This is a genomic window from Alkalihalobacillus bogoriensis ATCC BAA-922, assembly GCF_000621445.1.
In the GTDB taxonomy this organism is placed as follows: Bacteria; Bacillota; Bacilli; order Bacillales; family Bacillaceae_F; genus Bacillus_AO; species Bacillus_AO bogoriense.
This window is the reverse complement of record NZ_KK211278.1, coordinates 1-17,599: the sequence shown is the minus strand read 5'-3', so window position 1 is coordinate 17,599 and position 17,599 is coordinate 1. Positions and strand designations below refer to the sequence as shown.

Here is a 17,599-nt window from a genome sequence, read left to right as displayed (position 1 = left end):
CACCTCATTATTTAAAGATAGCTCTACGGAAAGGAATGGAGAACATGAGTGTACATTTACAAATTGCAAACCAAATAAGCAAACATATTGATGGCCAACTACAATTTAAACAATTAGACGAACTAAGAGAGGCCGCTATCGAAGAAGCTTTAACTTTAGCAAAACAACAAAAAGAATTTTCTACAGCTAACATTAATGCCATTACAAATAAAATGAATGAAATTGCATCACAATTTCATTTTCCGATGCGTAAACAAGTAACACGCGAAATGGTGTTAGAATATATCAAACGTTCGTAAACTCCTATCATATTCTCCTCCTAACTCACATACAAATGAGGGTAAACGTGTTTTTTAGGCGTTTTGCACGATTTAAGGAGGAGGGGATGCATAATGAAGATCGGAATTATTGGAACAGGAAGCATGGGAACAATTTTGGTCGATTCATTTATAGAATCTAACGCTATGGCCCCAACACAACTACACATTACCAACCGTTCAGTCGAAAAGGCAAAACAACTTGCTGCCCGACATCCTGGTATTCGTGTAGAAGACAACGCTCAGGCCGTTGTCTATGAGTGTGATGTTGTATTTCTTTGCGTAAAACCATTGCAATTTCATGAAGTACTGCAACCGATCGAGTTCCTAGAAAGTCAATTGCTTGTATCGATTACAAGTCCGTTTTCCGTTGAACAGTTAGAGCAAATCGTCAATTGCAAAGTAGCACGAGCCATTCCAAGTATTTTAAACCGCGCTCACTCTGGTCCATCATTACTTAGCTTCGGGACCCGATGTACAGCTGAAGATAAGCAGATGCTTAATCACTTAATGGGAGCTATCTCGACTCCACTAGTGATAGAAGAAAACATTACACGCGTTGCTTCTGATATTGTCAGTTGTGGACCGGCGTTTTTTAGCTATTTAACTCAACGGTTTATTGATGGTGCCGTACGTGAAACGGAAATCTCGGAAGAAGAAGCAACTATTTTAGCGACCGACATGCTAATTGGATTAGGAAAATTGTTAGAAAAAGAAATTTTTACATTACCCGCTCTTCAAAAACGAGTGTGTGTCCCAGGCGGAATTACGGGAGAAGGTATCAAAGTGTTAGAAACTGAAATCGGGGATATGTTTGATCAACTTTTCCGTCAAACTCATGCAAAATACAAAGAAGATAAAGAAATTATTCAAAAGCAATTTCATTAATTGAAAATAAGGGTGTCACACTAGTCATATGACGATGTGACACCCATTAATTTCGTGACGAAAACAAAATCTCCTGCTTGTTTATTTTTTTTGGGCAGTAAAAAAAATTCGTTCACTTGTTTCTGTAACTTTCTTCGAGAAATCCGCTTCAATGGTTATGTTTGTAAAACCAGCTTCTTTAAGCCATCTTTCATAATCCTCTATTGGAAAAGTCCGTTGCTCATGCCATTCTTGAAATTTACGATACAATTCATTTTCTTCTCTCACAAAAAAAGTTAATTCATGTTCAACCGAAAAAGGATGTTCCCCTTCAAAACTTTGCCAAATATATGCTACTTCTTCACTGTCATAGGTGAACGTTTGGTCTTTAAAAATTGACTCCATCTTGTAGATGGAGTGAATATCAAAAAGTAACTGTCCCCCTGATCGAAGGATTGAATAAAAATTAAACAAGCTCTTTTTGACATCTTCTTCAGTTTGTAAATAATTTAAAGAATCACAAAATACCGTTACCGCATCAAATGTCCCAATATTTTCGAGATATCTCATATCTTGTTCAAATAGTCGAACAGAATGGCCTTGCTCCATGATTTTCTCATTTGCGATGGCTAACATATTCGCAGAAAGGTCAACCCCAGACACATCATATCCAGCATTTTTTAATTTAAGAATAAATTGTCCTGTTCCACAACCAACATCTAATATATGCGGTACTTGATAAGATGCTAATTTTTCTTTCGTAAATTGTAACCATTCGTCATATGGCGCATCTTCCATAAGCACGTCATAAACATAAGCAAACCGTTGATAACTCATTCTTTCTCCTTCGCATACGTCCAACCGTCTTTTTGATAAACTTTATCTTCTTTCATCAGTTTCCCTAATGCCCGTTTAAAAGCCGCTTTACTTATGTTAAATCGGGATTTCACCTCGTCAGCAGGAGTTTTGTCCCCATAAGGCATTGATCCACCCCGATTCACTAAATGCCGATATACCTTTTCTGAATCTTCTACTTGACTTTCCATTTTAGAAGCATGCATCGAAACGTTAATGCGCCCGTCTTCCCTAACAAACGTGACACGCACTTCCAATCGTTCTCCTAATCTTGGGTGATCTTTCATTTCACTTTCATGTAAAAACGCTAAATACTTTTCGTCCGTTAACAAAAACACACCTTCACTTCCAAAGTGGTACACAATCCCTGAAACTTCTGTGTTCATAATTATTTTATCAGCTTTTTTTGCTTCTTTTTCAATCGGTTGTCCACTAACGAGCTTTCCCATTACTCGTCCTTTTTTATCAAACGTTGGGGTCACTGGAAGGCTGTCACCTTCTTGTGGCCATAAATTCCGGTCGGTTGGAAGCTCGTCCATGGAAACAAATAAATCCCTTGATATGCCATTATTTAAAAATAATCCATCACGAGGTTTGACTGTAACAACTTCTAACCAAGCAATTTCACCAAGAATAACGTGTGGTCTTGTCATCGTTGCAGCGATTCGATTTTGATGGTCATGGTATAAATAGACGGTTACTTCTTCTTCTTCTTCTAACACTTTCGTTGCTTCTCTTTCATGAAGCAACACGTCAACTTGGCCATCGGTTAAGAAATATCCAAACTTAGCTTTTCGCGCTACTTTTAACGTTTCCATTTGACCTGGTGTTAGCATTATCGCAACACACCTTCTAATTGTACAACAGGCGCATCTCCCCACAGTTTTTCAAGGTTGTAAAATAACCTTTCATCTTTATGGAATACGTGGACAATAACATCTCCTAAATCGATTAAGACCCATCTTGCTTGGTCATATCCTTCTAGCCTTTTTAAATCCATCCCATGCTCTTGTGCGGCTTTTTTCACCTCGTAAGCAATAGCTTGTACTTGCTTTTCCGAATTTCCATGACAAATGACAAAGTATTCTGCCATTAAAGAAATCCCTTTCATATCCATCGCCACAATATTTTCTGCCTTTTTGTCGTCACACGCTTTTACTGCTAATTCTAACACATTATTTTCTGTCATTTTATACCCTCCTTTTATTTTGCCTGCTTTGTACCATTTCGTTATACGTCGCTAGTGTTCCAGGATAAACGAGTTGGTTCTTCTTCATGAGAAAAGTCACTGTATTTTTTATCGACATAAGGATTCCTTCATCTATATCTTGAAATGTGACTTGTCGAACTTCTTCCACCCCTGGAAAAATCCGATTTGGTTCGATATAATCAGAAATAAATATGATTTTCTCTAACATCGTCATATTTGGACGACCTGTCGTATGAGATTCAATGGCTTGCAATACTTCTTCATCATCGATACCAACTTCTTGTTTTACAAGATAAGCACCACAAGGGGCATGTAACAATTCATCTCCATAATCAAGCATATCCACCGCTATTTGCTGTTGCAGGAGAATAGCCTTCATTTCATCTTTAGGACGAAATTTAGCATAATCATGAAAAATCGCTGCTAATTCTGCTTTTTCTTTATTTTGTCCATATTTTTTTGCAAGTAAAATTGCGGTTTCCATGACACCGACCGTATGAGTATACCTATGTTCGGTTAGATGAGCTTTTACAATTTCAAGTGCTTCTTCCCTCTCCATATAATCCCCTCTCTCGAATAAACGTACCAACCGGATCAGGTACTAAATAGCGAATACTTTCCCCACGACTAACTCGTTGTCGTATTAACGAGGAGGAAATATCAACTTGTGGTACATCCACCTCAATGATTTGATTTTTATATGGCGTATTGTGATCAAATTGTGGGCGTTTTAGTCCAACGAAGGTGACTAACCCTAATAAGTACTCAATCTCCACCCATGTATGAAGCTGTCCAATCATATCCCCACCGATAATAAAATAAAATGCAACATCAGCATACTGTGCTTTTAATTGCTTCATTGTGTCAATCGTATATGAGCGCCCTTTTCTTTCAATTTCTAATGTTGAGAGTGAAAAATATCCATTATCTTTAATCGCTAATTCTACCATTGTTTTTCTTTCAACAGACGAAGAAAGATCATGACGATTTTTGTGAGGGGGAATATAAGACGGCATAAACCATATCTCATCCAATGTCAGTTGTGACCTTACTTCTTCTGCAATTAATAAGTGACCTAAATGCGGAGGATCAAAAGTCCCCCCTAAAATACCAATTTTCTTCATTCCAAACAAGGTCCCCTCGTCTTAATTTATAGAGTTTAAGGTAATTCAATCGCTTTATTTTCTCTTGATTCTTTATATAATACGATCGTATTCCCAATCACTTGAACGAGCTCAGCTTTTGCTCCAACCTTTAACATTTCTGCTACTTCATCTTTATCTTCATCACAATTTTGTAGCACACTTATCTTTAATAATTCTCTTGCTTCTAACGCTTCCTCAATTTGTTTAATCATGTTTTCATTTACTCCACCTTTTCCAACTTGAAAAATCGGTTGTAAATGATGAGCCTTCGCTCGCAAAAATCGTTTTTGTTTTCCAGTTAACATAATGAACCTCCAAGTTCCTTTAATACACGCTCTTTCATTTTATTACGGTCAGGTTGAATGCCTGTCCACTTTTCAAACGCAAGTGCGCCTTGTCCAACAAACATCCCGACTCCTTCAACAATTAAAGCATTTTTCTTTTTCGCTTCTTTAAGGAGTTTTGTTTCAAGCGGGTTATAAATCAAATCACTTACAACTGTGCCTTCTTTCATTTTTTCCAAGCTTAAAGGCATCTCATTTATCTTGGGACTCATCCCAACCGAAGTGGTATTAATAATTAAGTCAAAAGTAGCTAACTGTTGTTCTGCGTCTTGTATACTAATTGACTTTGTCATTGTCTCACTAGCAAGGGTATTTGCTTTTTCTTTTGTCCGATTACAAATGGTCACATCACCTACACCGTGAGAAACTAGGACTGTAACGATCGCTCTAGCCGCTCCTCCTGCTCCAATAACAAGAACAGACTTTTGTTGTAGCGTCAGACCCGTCACGTCAAGTAGGGATTCTAAATATCCTCTTCCATCTGTGTTATAGCCAATCAATTTCCCATCTTCTACTACAACTGTATTAACGGCACCAATTTTCTTAGCCTCATCATCTATTTCATCCAAGTATTTCATAATGGCCACTTTGTGTGGGATCGTAACATTAAAACCAGCAATGCCTAATGCTTTAATACCAGCAACAGCTTTTTCTAATTGAGTTTCTTCCACATTAAAAGCGTGATAATAATGTGGCAACTGTAAAAAAGTAAACATTTCATTATGCATCGCCGGCGATAATGAATGCCCAACAGGATTTCCTAAAAGGCCAAATAGTTTCCCCATCTTTTCTCCTCCCCCTATACTAACGAACTCCGAATGGACACTCCCACACCTTTAGGTACGTAGGCACTAACAGTAACATGCGGTTGGTGAACAGCAACCCACCCTAAACCGGAAAAGACGATATCACATTTTTCTTCCTTAATAGTAAAGTCATGTCGAACGAATTCGGGTAATGTCTCTTTTGTATCTTCGCCAGGAGGAGTTAGCAATTCACCGAGGTGATTTTTATATAACTCGTCTGCTTTTTCTAATTTTGTCCGATGAATCATTAACTCATTTGAGAAATAACAGACAAATGACCCGTGACCACCTGTTTTAAAGTCAAATCGAGCTAACCCACCAAAAAATAAGCTTTGTTCTTCATTTAATTGGAATACTCTCGGTTTGATTTCCTTTTTCGGTGTAATGACCTTTAGTTCTTTTTTATCAATATAATGAGCAATTTGATGATGATTTATAATTCCTGGGGTATCATAAAGAAATTTCCCATCATCTAATGGAATGTCAATCATATCTAATGTCGTCCCTGGAAAATGGGACGTCGTTATTTTTAATTCATCTTCTCCACCAAAAGCTTCAATTAATTTATTTATAAAGGTAGACTTTCCTACGTTCGTTGCCCCCACAATATAAACGTCTTTCCCTTTTCTAAGCTCATCAATTCGATTTGCCGCTTCAATAATTCCTTGCCCTTTCGACGCACTTAAAAGGTGAACATCGATTGGTTTTAATCCATGTTCTTTCGCAGACTTTTTTAACCAGTTTGTTAACCTGTTTACATTTAACGACTTTGGCAATAAATCCGTTTTATTTCCTAATAATAAAACATCATTATTTCCGACAAATCTGTGTAATCCAGGCAACCAACTTCCATTCACATCAAAAATATCAATGATTTTAACGATTAGCGCATTTGTATGGCCAAGGCTCGTTAAAATTTTGAGAAAATCATCATCTGTTAAAGAAACATCTTGAACTTCATTATAATGTCTTAACCGAAAGCACCGTTGACATATGACTATATCTTTTTGTAGTGCCGATGCTGGAGTATATCCTAATTTATCTTTATGTTCGGATTGGACTTTTACCCCACAACCTGCACAAATAGTCTCTCGTTCGAGCATATTCATCACTCAACCCTTTCTTTTTCTATTTATCATGAAACGATTTAGCCTATGTTTACGTACATAATAGAAGATATCTTCCATCTAACTTGTTATGTTGTTCTTCTTCATAGTATGTAATATCGTTACTGTCTTCATCCTTGATTGCTAGTACATGCACTTACACAAAAGATAACATAAGTAATTCAAACGGTAAGTATACCCTTAAATCTCATATTTTTCAATCCTTATGCAAAAGTCACCCTTCGACAAAAAACCACTCCATTTATTTGCAATTTATAAGTTTATGCTTAAAACAAAAAAAAATTCAAAAACTTTTCGACAAAAGATCCTTCATATCTACAGTTGTGGATAACGTTATACACGTCTCAACATCTAGTAAAATCAATCGTTTTTTTCTTTATAAACAAGTAACCCACAGGTTATCCACTACCAAATGTGGATAAAACGAACGGTTGTTCCTTTTTACAATTCATGGTAGGATGAATGTAACAAAAAGAGACAAGCATTCTACCCAATAAAAAGAGAAATGTAAATCCAACACAATAACCTTTTTTCACTAGGAAATTAGATATACCTTGATAAAGAATATTAGGGAGGTGAACTGCCGTAACTAGGCAGAGACAAGATGAAAAAATTATCTGATGACTTGCTTATCGAAACTTATTATAAAGCAATCGAGCTACAGCTTAGTGAAGATTTTGTTTATTTAGTCAAATTAGAAATTGACCGTCGCTCCTTAACTGATAAAATTAAACTTTCTTCATAATAAAGAAATTAAAAAAACCACTGCATCGGCAGTGGTTTTTTTTATCGGAATCCTAACGGTGTCGGATATATTCACGCGAATTAAATCGTTCAAGTGGCACTAATTGTTGTGGTGCAACTTCTAGGATGCCAATGTCTTCTCTTTCTGGGTGCTGAACATAACGGTTGTTGACGGCATCAGCACGCCAAGCCGCTATGAACATCACTAGAAAAATTAAGAAAGCTATAATCCCTTTTCGTACATTCATGATTACTCACTCCAAGTCGTTTCTACTATTAGAATGAGAAACCGTTTGGAAAAATATACGTCGAATTTCAAAAACAAGCATATTTTTTTCATGAGGATAAATAATATGAGTTGTCTCCTTAAATTTGAGATCGTTTTCAAAAAAAAATTTTTTTTTGCGGAATTACTCGTTTCTTCATATTTATAATGGGGTAAACAAATCGTGATTGTGTCAAGGTTTCTAGTGTGCATGTAGTGAAAATTTAGTATATAATTTTTAATGTGCCTAAAACACCTCTCCCTTTCCGGTCTAATTCGTCCCATACAAAACCAAAATAAAAACTTGGTTAGCCAAGTTTTATTTCATGTAAAAGAAAAAGTTAATCATTAAAAGGAGGTCATAAACTTTGACAGCATTACACTGGGCAACATTATCACCATTCTTACTAGCCATCCTAATCCCATTCTTGTATAAATACGTAAGAAAGATACATACTGGTTGGTTTGTCCTACTATTACCTATCACTTTGTTTATTCTTTTCCTACAGTATTTACCAACCACATCAAGTGGATTAGTTGTGATGGAAACCATTGCATGGGTTCCTTCTCTCGGGATTAATTTTACTGTTTATCTTGATGGACTAAGCTTATTATTTGCATTATTAATAACAGGAATTGGTGCCTTAGTCGTCCTTTATTCCATTTACTATTTATCAAATAAAACCGAGTCCTTAAATAATTTTTACGTTTATTTACTTATGTTTATGGGAGCTATGCTAGGGGTTGTTATTTCCGATAACCTCATTGTTCTTTATGTGTTTTGGGAACTTACAAGTTTAGCATCGTCATTATTAATCAGTTACTGGTTCCATAGGGAGAAATCAACATACGGTGCCCAAAAATCCATGTTAATTACTGTGTTCGGTGGGTTCGGTATGTTAGGGGGCTTCTCTTTGCTTTACGTTATGACAAACACGTTTAGCATCAGAGGCATTATTGAGCAAGCAGATGTTATTGCTCAAAACCCACTATTCATCCCGGCAATGTTACTTGTATTATTGGGAGCATTTACGAAATCTGCTCAATTTCCATTTCATATTTGGTTACCAGATGCCATGGAAGCTCCAACACCTGTTAGTGCGTATTTACACTCCGCTACGATGGTAAAAGCAGGGATTTACTTAGTGGCAAGATTAACGCCTGTTTTCGGTGGAGTAGCTGAATGGTTTTGGATTATATCTGCAGTAGGTTTATTCACGTTATTGTGGGGTTCTGTCTCCGCGGTCCGACAAAAAGACTTAAAGTCAATTTTGGCTTTTTCTACGATAAGTCAACTTGGGTTAATTATGTGTTTACTCGGTCTTGGGTCTGCTTCTCTTTATGTCGGATTTGAAGGTACTGAAACGATATTATTTACTACCGCAACATTAGCGGCAATTTTCCATCTTATAAACCATGCCACCTTTAAAGGAAGTCTCTTCATGACTGTCGGAATTATCGACCATGAAACAGGAACACGAGATATTCGAAAACTTGGTGGTTTGATGGCGATTATGCCAATCACATTTACAATTTCATTGGTAGGGTTAGCCGCTATGGCAGGTTTACCACCATTTAATGGTTTCTTAAGTAAAGAAATGTTCTTTACGGGGCTTGTCAATGCTACACAACTAGATATTTTCAATATGCAAACATGGGGATTCATCTTCCCTATTGTCGGTTGGGTTGCTAGTGTGTTTACATTCGCTTACTGTTTAATCATGTTTTTCAAGACGTTCTTCGGAAAATTCAAACCGGAAAATTTCGATGTAAAACATGTTCATGAAGCTCCAATCGGAATGTTAATTAGTCCAATTATATTAGGGTCCCTCGTTATTTTAATTGGGTTCTTCCCTAATTTATTAACTCATTCCATTATTGAACCAGCAATATCCGCTATTTTACCTGATCAACGATTCTATTTAGATATTTATCACTGGCATGGTATAAATACCGAATTGCTAATGACGTTAGGGGTTATTGCTTTTGGTACAATGATTTATTTAACCGCCAAGAAATGGATGCAATTGTCGATTTATTTAAGAGAACGCGATCCATTAAATTATGTGTATGACAACGGCTTAGTCGGCCTCATTAAAGGCTCAACAAAAGTAACGCAAATGCAAATGACTGGCTTATTGCGTGATTACTTCGCTTATATGCTAACGTTCTTTATTTTAGCGATTGGCTATACATTTATCCGCTATGAAGCCTTTGCCATTGATACTGTCAATGTTGCTCCAATTTCACCATTTATGTGGATATTAGTGTTGATCTTTATTGCAGCTACTTTATCTGTACCGTTTATTCATCACCGGATTTCAGCTGTTATCGTTGTCGGTGTCATCGGCTTTTTAATCGCTTTATTTTTCGCCGTGTTTAGTGCACCTGATTTAGTATTAACACAGCTTCTTGTAGAAACGGTTATGGTTGTCTTATTATTACTTGCGTTTTATCATTTACCAGAGTTACGTAAAGAAAAGTTTACGCCTAGATTCAATGGTGTAAATTTAATTATATCGATTGGTGTCGGTGTGCTTGTTACGTTAACAGCATTAAGTTCATTTGCATTAAGTAATCAAAATGGGTTACAACCTATCTCTGATTTCTTCTTAGAAAATGCTTATAAATTAGCTGGTGGAAAAAATGTCGTAAACGTCATCCTCGTCGACTTCCGTGGCATTGATACATTATTAGAAGTACTCGTTTTAGGGATAGCGGCTCTAGGTGTCGTTACACTCATTAAATTACGTATGACAGGGAGGGAAGATGTGTGAAGACGAATAATGTCATGCTTCATACGATTACGAGAATCGTTACGTTTATCATTCTAATCTTCTCCGTCTATTTATTTTTTGCAGGCCATAACAACCCTGGCGGTGGTTTTATCGGCGGTCTCATGACCGCCTCCGCCTTATTGCTACTATATTTAGGGTTTGACATGGGTTCAATAAAAAAAGCATTGCCCATTAATTTCACGACGATGATAGCTGCGGGATTACTTATTTCATTACTTACCGGAATTACGAGTATGTTTATGGGCGACCCATTCCTTACTCAATATTTCGATTATTTTCAATTACCGATTTTAGGTGAAACTGAACTTACGACCGCCCTACCGTTTGACCTTGGGATTTATCTCGTTGTTGTCGGAATTGCGCTATTAATTATATTAACGATTGGAGAGGATGAAGCGTAATGGAAATCTTAATGTCAGTAGCTATCGGCATCCTCTTTATGGTCGGTACGTATTTAATTTTAACGAAAAGTTTGCTCAGAGTTGTTCTAGGTCTTATGTTGCTCTCACATGGTGCACATTTACTATTACTCACAATGGCTGGATTAATGAGAGGAGCTCCTCCCCTCCTTGGTGAAGAAGCGGCGGCTTATGCTGACCCGCTTCCACAAGCATTAATTTTAACCGCCATTGTTATCAGTTTTGGGGTTACAGCTTTCTTGCTTGTATTAGCTTATCGAACATATAAAGAGCATAAAACAGATGATTTAGATAAATTAAGGGGAACTGCTGATGAATAATTTAGTGATATTACCAATATTAATACCTTTTTTAATCGGCACAATCTTGATTTTCTTTGCAAAGCAACATCAAATTCAACGGGTAATTAGCGGATTCACCGCCGTTGCTTTACTTGGAATTTCGATTTATATGGCTGTCGTTGTTTATCACCAAGGCATTACAACGCTAGCAGTCGGAAACTGGCAACCTCCGTTTGGAATTGTGTTAGTAGCCGATATGTTTGCGACGATGATGCTAATTTTATCGAGTATCGTTGGAGTCGTTTGTCTTTTCTTTGCTTTTCAAACGATATCAAATGAAAGAGAAAAGTTTTACTTTTATCCGTTTTACTTTTTTCTCCTTGCTGGAGTTAACGGAGCCTTTTTAACAGGTGACTTGTTTAACTTGTTCGTCTTTTTCGAAGTTATGCTTATTGCTTCCTATATTTTAATTGTAATTGGGGGCACAAAATATCAGTTGCGTGAATCACTTAAGTACGTCATTATCAACATTTTTGCTTCGATATTGTTTATCGTTGGTGTTGCTTATATATATGCAGCAACTGGAACATTGAATTTTGCTGACTTAGCAGTGAAAGTAGCCGAACTTGAGCAACAAGGTGTTTTGAATGTTATTGCGATTCTTTTCTTAATTGTTTTTGCAATGAAAGGAGCGTTATTCCCTCTTTATTTTTGGTTACCACGTTCTTATTATGGCCCACCCGCAGCCATTGCTGCCCTATTCGGTGGACTATTAACAAAAGTAGGGATTTACGCGATATTCCGAATGTTTACGCTCGTTTTCAACCATGACCCAGGCTTTACCCATAATATTATTCTTGCTTTAGCAGGATTGACGATGTTCTTTGGGGTACTAGGAGCTGTTTCACAATTTGACTTTAAACGCATCCTTTCTTATCACATCATTAGTCAGGTTGGTTATATGGTAATGGGGCTTGGAATTTTCACACCATTAGCAATAGCTGGTGCGATTTATTATATTGCTCACCACATTATCGTAAAAGCTGCATTATTTTTATTTGCTGGTGCAACGCAAAAACTTACGGGAACGACAAACTTAAAAGAAATGGGTGGGATATTAAAAACTCATCCATGGCTCGCATGGTTGTTCTTTATATCCGCTATTTCATTAGCTGGTATACCTCCATTAAGTGGATTCTTTAGTAAATTCGCTCTGATTTTAGCCGGGTTTGAAGAAGGGCGTTATATAATCGTTACCGTTGCTTTAATTGTTGGTTTACTAACATTATTTTCAATGATGAAAATCTTTATTTATGCTTTCTGGGGTGAGCAAAAGATGACCACAGAACAAGCGAAACAAAAAATTGGCAAAGTCATTTTACCTATTGTTCCTTTAGTTGCGTTAACAATTATTTTAGGATTTTTCGCAGAACCTATCTTTCAATATTCATTAGCCGTTGCTAATGAAATATTAGACCCTTCAATTTATATTAATTCTGTGCTAAAGGAGTAGTGCTATGGCTTTTCAAATCTTATTAAACGTCGTCTTAGCCGTCATTTGGGTATTTTTACAAAACAGCTATACATTTGTCGACTTTCTAGTAGGCTACGTAATCGGGTTAGGGATTTTACTTGTCTTACGACGGTTTCTTGTTTTTGATTTTTACTTTCGAAGGCTCTACGCTTTTATAAAGTTACTGTTACTTTTTAGTAAAGAGTTAATTCTTTCAAACATCGATTTAATTAAAATTGTGCTTAGTCCAAAAATGGACATCAAGCCAGGGATTGTTGCCGTACCAACAAAATTAACGTCTGACTGGGAGCTCACGTTGCTAGCTTCTCTTATAACGTTAACTCCAGGGACATTAACAATGGATTTTTCAGATGATAATAAAATTTTGTACATTCACTCTATCCATGTCCCTGATAAAGAAGCGATGATTAAACAAATCCAAACGACGTTTGAAAAAGCGATTATGGAGGTGAGCCACTAATGCTTGATACGATTTTGATTACTGTATTAGTGATGATGTCCATTTCGTTGCTCGTTCGCTTCATTCGCGTCGTTATCGGTCCGACGATGCCTGACCGTGTTGTTGCTTTAGACACATTCGGTATCAATTTAATTGGCTTTATCGCCTTATTAATGATTTTACAACGGACATCTGCTTATGCAGAGATTATCCTCGTCATCGGGATTTTAGCTTTCGTTGGTTCCATCGCTTTAGCAAAGTTTCTAGAAAGGGGTGTCGTCATTGACCGTGACCGAAATAGTCATTAGTGTTTTCGCCATTATCGGGGGTTTATTAAGCTTATTAGGGGCTGTCGGGATGATTCGCTTTCCTGACGTATATGGAAGGTTACATGCCGCCACAAAAAGTGCAACATTAGGTGTTATATCGATTATGGCATCCACATTTATTTATTTTCTTGTCATTGAAGGACAATTTATCGCCAAAATATTATTAACGATTTTCTTCGTGTTTTTAACTGCACCTGTTGCCGGTTTAATGATGTCACGGTCTGCTTATCGAACCGGTGTCCCATTAGCTGATATCAGCATCCAAGATGATTTAAAGCATAAAAAAAGCATTCACCCAAAAGAACAGGAAACAGTAGAAAAGCTAAAGGGATAATTCCCTTTAGCTTTTTAGTTTAGAGATTTTTTACAATACAGCGCTTCTAACCGCTACTGGAATGTTGCAATCCTTGACCCCACTGTCATTTCTGTTGGAACTTCTTTCACATCCGACTCAATCATCCCCTCTTCAAAAAGGAGAATCACCGTGGAACCAAATGAGAAATACGCCATTTCCTCTCCTTTTTTAATTTGATTAGTTTCATGTGTAGTATGAATACTGTTCACATTTAAGGCCCCTACTTTGACGATAGCAACATGTGAAGAGTCTACTTCTACTTCAGAAATAAGACGATAGTTTCTCGACAATGGTCGTTTTCCGTACTTAAGCCCACTTTGATTGACTGGGTACGACCTTGAACCTAACTGCCATTGCTTTTCGATCTCTCCATTAACAGGACTATGTATACGATGATAATGGCTTGGACTTAAGTAAAACAAATAAAACATACCATCTTTGTATTTGACAGCATCTTCTTTTGACCCTAACATTTCCTCAAGGCTATAGTCCTGCCCTTTCACAAAAAAACTGCATTCAGAGGTAATTTGCCCAACTTTTGCTAAAACGCCATCTACTGGGCTAACAACCGCCTTAGAATCGACATCAATAGGTCGAGCCCCCTTTTTTAAACGGCGGATAAATAATTGTTGTAATGATTCGTATTGTTTTAGCGGATACTCCATTTCCTCTTCATTAATTTTATAAGTTTTCACAAATGACTTTGTTATTGGTTTACTTAGCTTTGATTCGGTGAATTTCTTTAAAATAAGTGAGTGAACTGGACTGTTTGATAATTCTACAAATAAACGATAAAGCTTTTTTTTCATCATAATCCTCCATATTCCCTTTTTCCTGTGGTTTTTTATGTAATTTTATGGGAATCCCTTGTTTCTTTCAGCTGTGTTTTTTAAGATATGTATAGCTTGTTTTCATAAAACTATCATATGATTATACTTGATTTTAATGGAAAAAGCCAAATGACAACAGGTGACCACTTTTATAAAATTTACGCTTGTTTTCATGTAGAAAATTGTCAAGAAGTGTGTGAAACTATGAAAAAATATGACGAATTCAGTCGAATTTCGAGTGTTTTTTCAAACTCAAATCTCCGTTTTGTCAAGAAATTTAGCAAAAAAAAGAGAAATTTTGGTTTTTTTTCTTTTATTTCTCTCGAAAGTATTGACACGACTAGGTTTCACGGTTAAATTTGAAATGCAAGTATTTATTTAAGCAATGAAAGGGAGTAATTTCATGAACAAGACAGATTTAATTAATGCCGTTGCTGAACAAGCAGAACTTTCTAAAAAGGACGCATCAAAAGCAGTTGATGCTGTATTTGAAAGCATCACTGGTGCTTTAAAAGATGGTGGAAAAGTACAATTAGTTGGTTTTGGTAGTTTCGAAGTTCGCGAGCGCTCTGCACGCAAAGGTCGTAACCCACAAACTGGTGAAGAAATTGAAATTCCAGCAACTAAAAACCCAGCTTTCAAACCAGGTAAACAATTAAAAGATTCTGTAAACTAATATGTTTTAGAGCAGTAGCTTCTCGCTACTGCTCTTATTCATTTTTACAAGGTTTTCTCCCCTCCTTTCTTTCAACTCCACTTCTCTTATTTTATTCCTATAATAATTATTCACTTCAGTTTACACCATTTCTAGGACTAAATTCTCATTTGTGAATGATTGAATTGACAATGAACTTCATTGGTATTATGGTTAGTTACATAAGTAATGAACCATGGAGGTTAACATATGCAGTCTTTTGATGACAGTCGTCCTATCTTCTTGCAAATCGCAAGTCGCATTGCAGACGATATCATAAACGAAACGATACAGGAAGGTGAACAAGTACCGTCAACAAATCAATTTGCAAAGCACTACAATATCAACCCTGCGACCGCAGCAAAAGGAATTAACCTTCTTGTCGATGAAGGAATTTTATTTAAAAAACGAGGTGTTGGCATGTTTGTCAGTGAAGGTGCACGTGAAAAAATTATGGACCAAAGACGGGATCAATTTTATACCGAATTTGTTGTTCCACTTCTTCATGAAGCCGATAAACTTCAACTTTCACGTAATATGATTTTAGAAATGATTGAAAAGGGGAGAGAAGAAAGATGAAAAAGGCAATTACGCTCAAATCTGTTTCGAAATCGATGAAAAAACAAGAAATTATCACACCTATGACATGTTCACTTGAAGAAAATAAAATTTACGGATTACTAGGAAGAAATGGTGCAGGAAAAACAACGTTAATGAGAATGATAACAGGTCAACTCCTTCCTACTTCTGGCTCAATAGAAGTTCTTGGAGAACAACCTTTTGATAATGCCACCATTCAAAAACAAATTTGTTTTATTAAAGAAAGCGGAAACTTTAAAGATACATTAAAAATAAAAGATTTACTCACGATCTTGCCTTCCTTTTATCCAAATTGGGACAATGAACTCGCTTTAGATTTATTAAAAGAATTTTCCTTACCTATCCAAAAACGAATCTCACAATTATCAAAAGGGATGGGATCTGCGCTTGGGATTACTGTCGGATTAGCCAGTAAAGCCCCTATTACAATTTTTGATGAGCCGTATATTGGTATGGATGCTGCAGCAAGACAAACTTTTTATAATATTTTACTTGAGGAATACACTCAACAACCTCGAACAATTATTTTTTCAACTCATTTAATTGATGAAGTTAGCAATCTATTTCAAGAAGTAATCATTTTAGATAAAGGGTCATTAGTTTTACATGAAGATACAGATACAATTGCCGAATCTGTTTTTACATTAACAGGTTCTAAAGATGAAATCACCCCGCTATTACACAATGTTACGGTACTATATGATAAAACATTCATGGGGGATTATGCCGTTACTGTGCTTGACCGCCATCGTCAATTACAGTCACTACCACCAACAGTAAAAAAACGAGTGCTTCCTATCCAAGAAGTTATGATTAATGCTTCAAAATTATCTGAAGGAATGGAGAGAATAAAATGAGTCAGCCATTAACTTTTTACCGAATTCAACTTATGGATACCCGTTCATCCACATTAATTTTTTGGTCAATTTTAGCCATTACTTCGATATTTTCACTCGTTATCTCGTTTATGTTTGAATCTACCAATATGATTATGGTCACAACAATGCCTGTCATCATATTTATTGCGATTACTAGCTTTGTTTCAGTAAAAGGGATGTTCCCATTCACGATTCATTTAGGGGTAACTAGAAAACAATATGTCATTCACTATTCTATTTTTCTCGTCTTATTTACGCTAGGTTTGGCTTTGATAAATCAGCTTTTTAACTTTTTAATCAATGTTATCGTTGATTTCTTCCATGCTGAACAAATTCAATTTTTATATTTAACGCATTTTTTAGAGATGCCGGCATATTCATTGAATGATATTATAATTGACTGGATGCTCTTTCTCTTATTTGGCTTTGTTAATTTCTTTTTAGCTTCCTTGCTTTATCGTTACGGGAAAATCGCCGTATACTGTGTTATCGCATTGTGCGTACTCATTTTCCTCATTCCTGATGTACAACATTCCTTATTTAAATGGATACAAGGATTGGTAGAGAGTAGCGCGTATCCTTTATTTATCTTTGTCCCTATTTGTTTCGTTTTTGCACTATTAAGTTATGTCACCTTAAAACGTTCTGCCGTTTAACTTTACTATCTAAAATCAAAACCACCCGTGTGAACGGGTGGTTTGTTCTGCGGCTGAAAGCCTTTGTTACTGACCAAGCCCTAAAGGGCTACTGAATGGTTCGCCA

At 36.4% G+C, this 17,599-nt stretch carries 24 protein-coding genes; 14 read left to right on the top strand and 10 right to left on the bottom strand.

Going from position 1 to position 17,599, the window contains the following annotated elements; genetic code table 11:
• Positions 1-44: 44 nt before the first annotated feature.
• Positions 45-299, top strand: a complete 255-nt coding sequence (locus tag T323_RS0118520) for a DUF2533 family protein (RefSeq protein ID WP_051556611.1) — start codon at positions 45-47, stop codon at positions 297-299.
• 93 nt (positions 300-392) lie between these two features.
• Positions 393-1,205 (top strand): late competence protein ComER, encoded by an 813-nt coding sequence (gene comER / locus T323_RS0118515; protein WP_026674617.1) that lies wholly within the window; start codon positions 393-395, stop codon positions 1,203-1,205.
• An 81-nt stretch (positions 1,206-1,286) separates the two neighbouring features.
• On the opposite strand, the gene T323_RS0118510 is transcribed toward comER, so the two are convergent.
• From T323_RS0118510 to yqeH, 8 genes are read right to left on the bottom strand one after another with little or no spacing between them, the layout of a single operon-like run.
• Positions 1,287-2,021: a class I SAM-dependent DNA methyltransferase gene (locus T323_RS0118510; protein WP_026674616.1), complete on the bottom strand. Its 735-nt coding sequence runs from the start codon at positions 2,019-2,021 to the stop codon at positions 1,287-1,289.
• Positions 2,018-2,875, bottom strand: a complete 858-nt coding sequence (locus T323_RS0118505) for a CvfB family protein (protein WP_035179292.1) — start codon at positions 2,873-2,875, stop codon at positions 2,018-2,020. Before T323_RS0118505 ends, T323_RS0118510 begins: the two co-directional genes overlap by 4 nt.
• Positions 2,875-3,228 carry a ribosome silencing factor gene (gene rsfS / locus T323_RS0118500; protein WP_026675056.1) on the bottom strand — a complete coding sequence of 118 codons (354 nt, stop codon included), beginning with the start codon at positions 3,226-3,228 and terminating at the stop codon, positions 2,875-2,877. Before rsfS ends, T323_RS0118505 begins: the two co-directional genes overlap by 1 nt.
• A gap of 1 nt (position 3,229) precedes the next feature.
• Positions 3,230-3,808: a bis(5'-nucleosyl)-tetraphosphatase (symmetrical) YqeK gene (gene yqeK / locus T323_RS0118495; protein WP_026674614.1), complete on the bottom strand. Its 579-nt coding sequence runs from the start codon at positions 3,806-3,808 to the stop codon at positions 3,230-3,232.
• Positions 3,786-4,373 (bottom strand): nicotinate-nucleotide adenylyltransferase, encoded by a 588-nt coding sequence (locus T323_RS0118490; RefSeq protein WP_026674613.1) that lies wholly within the window; start codon positions 4,371-4,373, stop codon positions 3,786-3,788. Before T323_RS0118490 ends, yqeK begins: the two co-directional genes overlap by 23 nt.
• 35 nt (positions 4,374-4,408) lie before the next feature.
• Positions 4,409-4,699: a ribosome assembly RNA-binding protein YhbY gene (yhbY, locus tag T323_RS0118485; protein WP_026674612.1), complete on the bottom strand. Its 291-nt coding sequence runs from the start codon at positions 4,697-4,699 to the stop codon at positions 4,409-4,411.
• Positions 4,693-5,523, bottom strand: a complete 831-nt coding sequence (aroE, locus tag T323_RS0118480) for a shikimate dehydrogenase (RefSeq protein ID WP_026674611.1) — start codon at positions 5,521-5,523, stop codon at positions 4,693-4,695. The genes yhbY and aroE overlap by 7 nt, the downstream gene beginning before the upstream one ends.
• Before the next feature lie 14 nt (positions 5,524-5,537).
• Positions 5,538-6,647, bottom strand: coding sequence for a ribosome biogenesis GTPase YqeH (gene yqeH / locus T323_RS0118475; RefSeq protein ID WP_026674610.1), 1,110 nt, complete (start codon positions 6,645-6,647; stop codon positions 5,538-5,540).
• Between the two features lie 628 nt (positions 6,648-7,275).
• Between yqeH and T323_RS0118470 the strand changes: the two genes are divergently transcribed.
• Complete coding sequence (locus T323_RS0118470) at positions 7,276-7,416, top strand: sporulation histidine kinase inhibitor Sda (protein WP_026674609.1); 141 nt, start codon at positions 7,276-7,278, stop codon at positions 7,414-7,416.
• A 52-nt stretch (positions 7,417-7,468) separates the two neighbouring features.
• On the opposite strand, the gene T323_RS0118465 is transcribed toward T323_RS0118470, so the two are convergent.
• Positions 7,469-7,663 (bottom strand): hypothetical protein, encoded by a 195-nt coding sequence (locus T323_RS0118465; protein WP_026674608.1) that lies wholly within the window; start codon positions 7,661-7,663, stop codon positions 7,469-7,471.
• Positions 7,664-8,048: 385 nt separating this feature from the next.
• Here T323_RS0118465 and T323_RS0118460 point away from each other — a divergent pair, with 385 nt between their 5' ends.
• From T323_RS0118460 to mnhG, 7 genes are read left to right on the top strand one after another with little or no spacing between them, the layout of a single operon-like run.
• Positions 8,049-10,457, top strand: a complete 2,409-nt coding sequence (locus tag T323_RS0118460; protein WP_026674607.1) for a Na+/H+ antiporter subunit A — start codon at positions 8,049-8,051, stop codon at positions 10,455-10,457.
• Complete coding sequence (locus T323_RS0118455) at positions 10,454-10,879, top strand: Na(+)/H(+) antiporter subunit B (RefSeq protein ID WP_026674606.1); 426 nt, start codon at positions 10,454-10,456, stop codon at positions 10,877-10,879. Before T323_RS0118460 ends, T323_RS0118455 begins: the two co-directional genes overlap by 4 nt.
• Positions 10,879-11,217 (top strand): Na(+)/H(+) antiporter subunit C, encoded by a 339-nt coding sequence (locus tag T323_RS0118450; RefSeq protein WP_026674605.1) that lies wholly within the window; start codon positions 10,879-10,881, stop codon positions 11,215-11,217. The genes T323_RS0118455 and T323_RS0118450 overlap by 1 nt, the downstream gene beginning before the upstream one ends.
• A complete protein-coding gene (locus T323_RS0118445) occupies positions 11,210-12,691 on the top strand; it encodes a Na+/H+ antiporter subunit D (RefSeq protein ID WP_026674604.1) in 1,482 nt (493 codons plus the stop codon). The genes T323_RS0118450 and T323_RS0118445 overlap by 8 nt, the downstream gene beginning before the upstream one ends.
• A 4-nt stretch (positions 12,692-12,695) precedes the next feature.
• Entirely contained in the window at positions 12,696-13,172 is a 477-nt protein-coding gene (locus tag T323_RS0118440; protein ID WP_026674603.1) for a Na+/H+ antiporter subunit E, read from the top strand.
• Positions 13,172-13,459, top strand: a complete 288-nt coding sequence (locus tag T323_RS0118435; protein ID WP_026674602.1) for a Na(+)/H(+) antiporter subunit F1 — start codon at positions 13,172-13,174, stop codon at positions 13,457-13,459. Before T323_RS0118440 ends, T323_RS0118435 begins: the two co-directional genes overlap by 1 nt.
• Positions 13,434-13,814 carry a monovalent cation/H(+) antiporter subunit G gene (gene mnhG / locus T323_RS0118430; protein ID WP_035179288.1) on the top strand — a complete coding sequence of 127 codons (381 nt, stop codon included), beginning with the start codon at positions 13,434-13,436 and terminating at the stop codon, positions 13,812-13,814. Before T323_RS0118435 ends, mnhG begins: the two co-directional genes overlap by 26 nt.
• A 53-nt stretch (positions 13,815-13,867) precedes the next feature.
• Here the strand turns inward: mnhG and T323_RS0118425 are convergent, their stop codons facing one another.
• The gene (locus T323_RS0118425; protein WP_026674600.1) at positions 13,868-14,644 is read right to left on the bottom strand and encodes a phosphatidylserine decarboxylase; all 777 of its coding nucleotides are present in this window, start codon (positions 14,642-14,644) and stop codon (positions 13,868-13,870) included.
• A gap of 424 nt (positions 14,645-15,068) precedes the next feature.
• On the opposite strand from T323_RS0118425, the gene hbs reads away from it, so the two are divergent.
• The 4 genes from hbs (at position 15,069) to T323_RS0118400 (ending at position 17,493) form a co-directional block, all read left to right on the top strand.
• On the top strand, positions 15,069-15,341 hold the full coding sequence (hbs, locus tag T323_RS0118415; protein WP_026674598.1) for a non-specific DNA-binding protein Hbs: 273 nt from the start codon (positions 15,069-15,071) through the stop codon (positions 15,339-15,341).
• A 228-nt stretch (positions 15,342-15,569) separates the two neighbouring features.
• On the top strand, positions 15,570-15,938 hold the full coding sequence (locus T323_RS0118410) for a GntR family transcriptional regulator (RefSeq protein WP_026674597.1): 369 nt from the start codon (positions 15,570-15,572) through the stop codon (positions 15,936-15,938).
• A complete protein-coding gene (locus tag T323_RS0118405) occupies positions 15,935-16,816 on the top strand; it encodes an ABC transporter ATP-binding protein (RefSeq protein ID WP_026674596.1) in 882 nt (293 codons plus the stop codon). The genes T323_RS0118410 and T323_RS0118405 overlap by 4 nt, the downstream gene beginning before the upstream one ends.
• The gene (locus T323_RS0118400) at positions 16,813-17,493 is read left to right on the top strand and encodes a hypothetical protein (RefSeq protein WP_026674595.1); all 681 of its coding nucleotides are present in this window, start codon (positions 16,813-16,815) and stop codon (positions 17,491-17,493) included. The genes T323_RS0118405 and T323_RS0118400 overlap by 4 nt, the downstream gene beginning before the upstream one ends.
• The last annotated feature ends 106 nt before the right edge of the window (positions 17,494-17,599 follow it).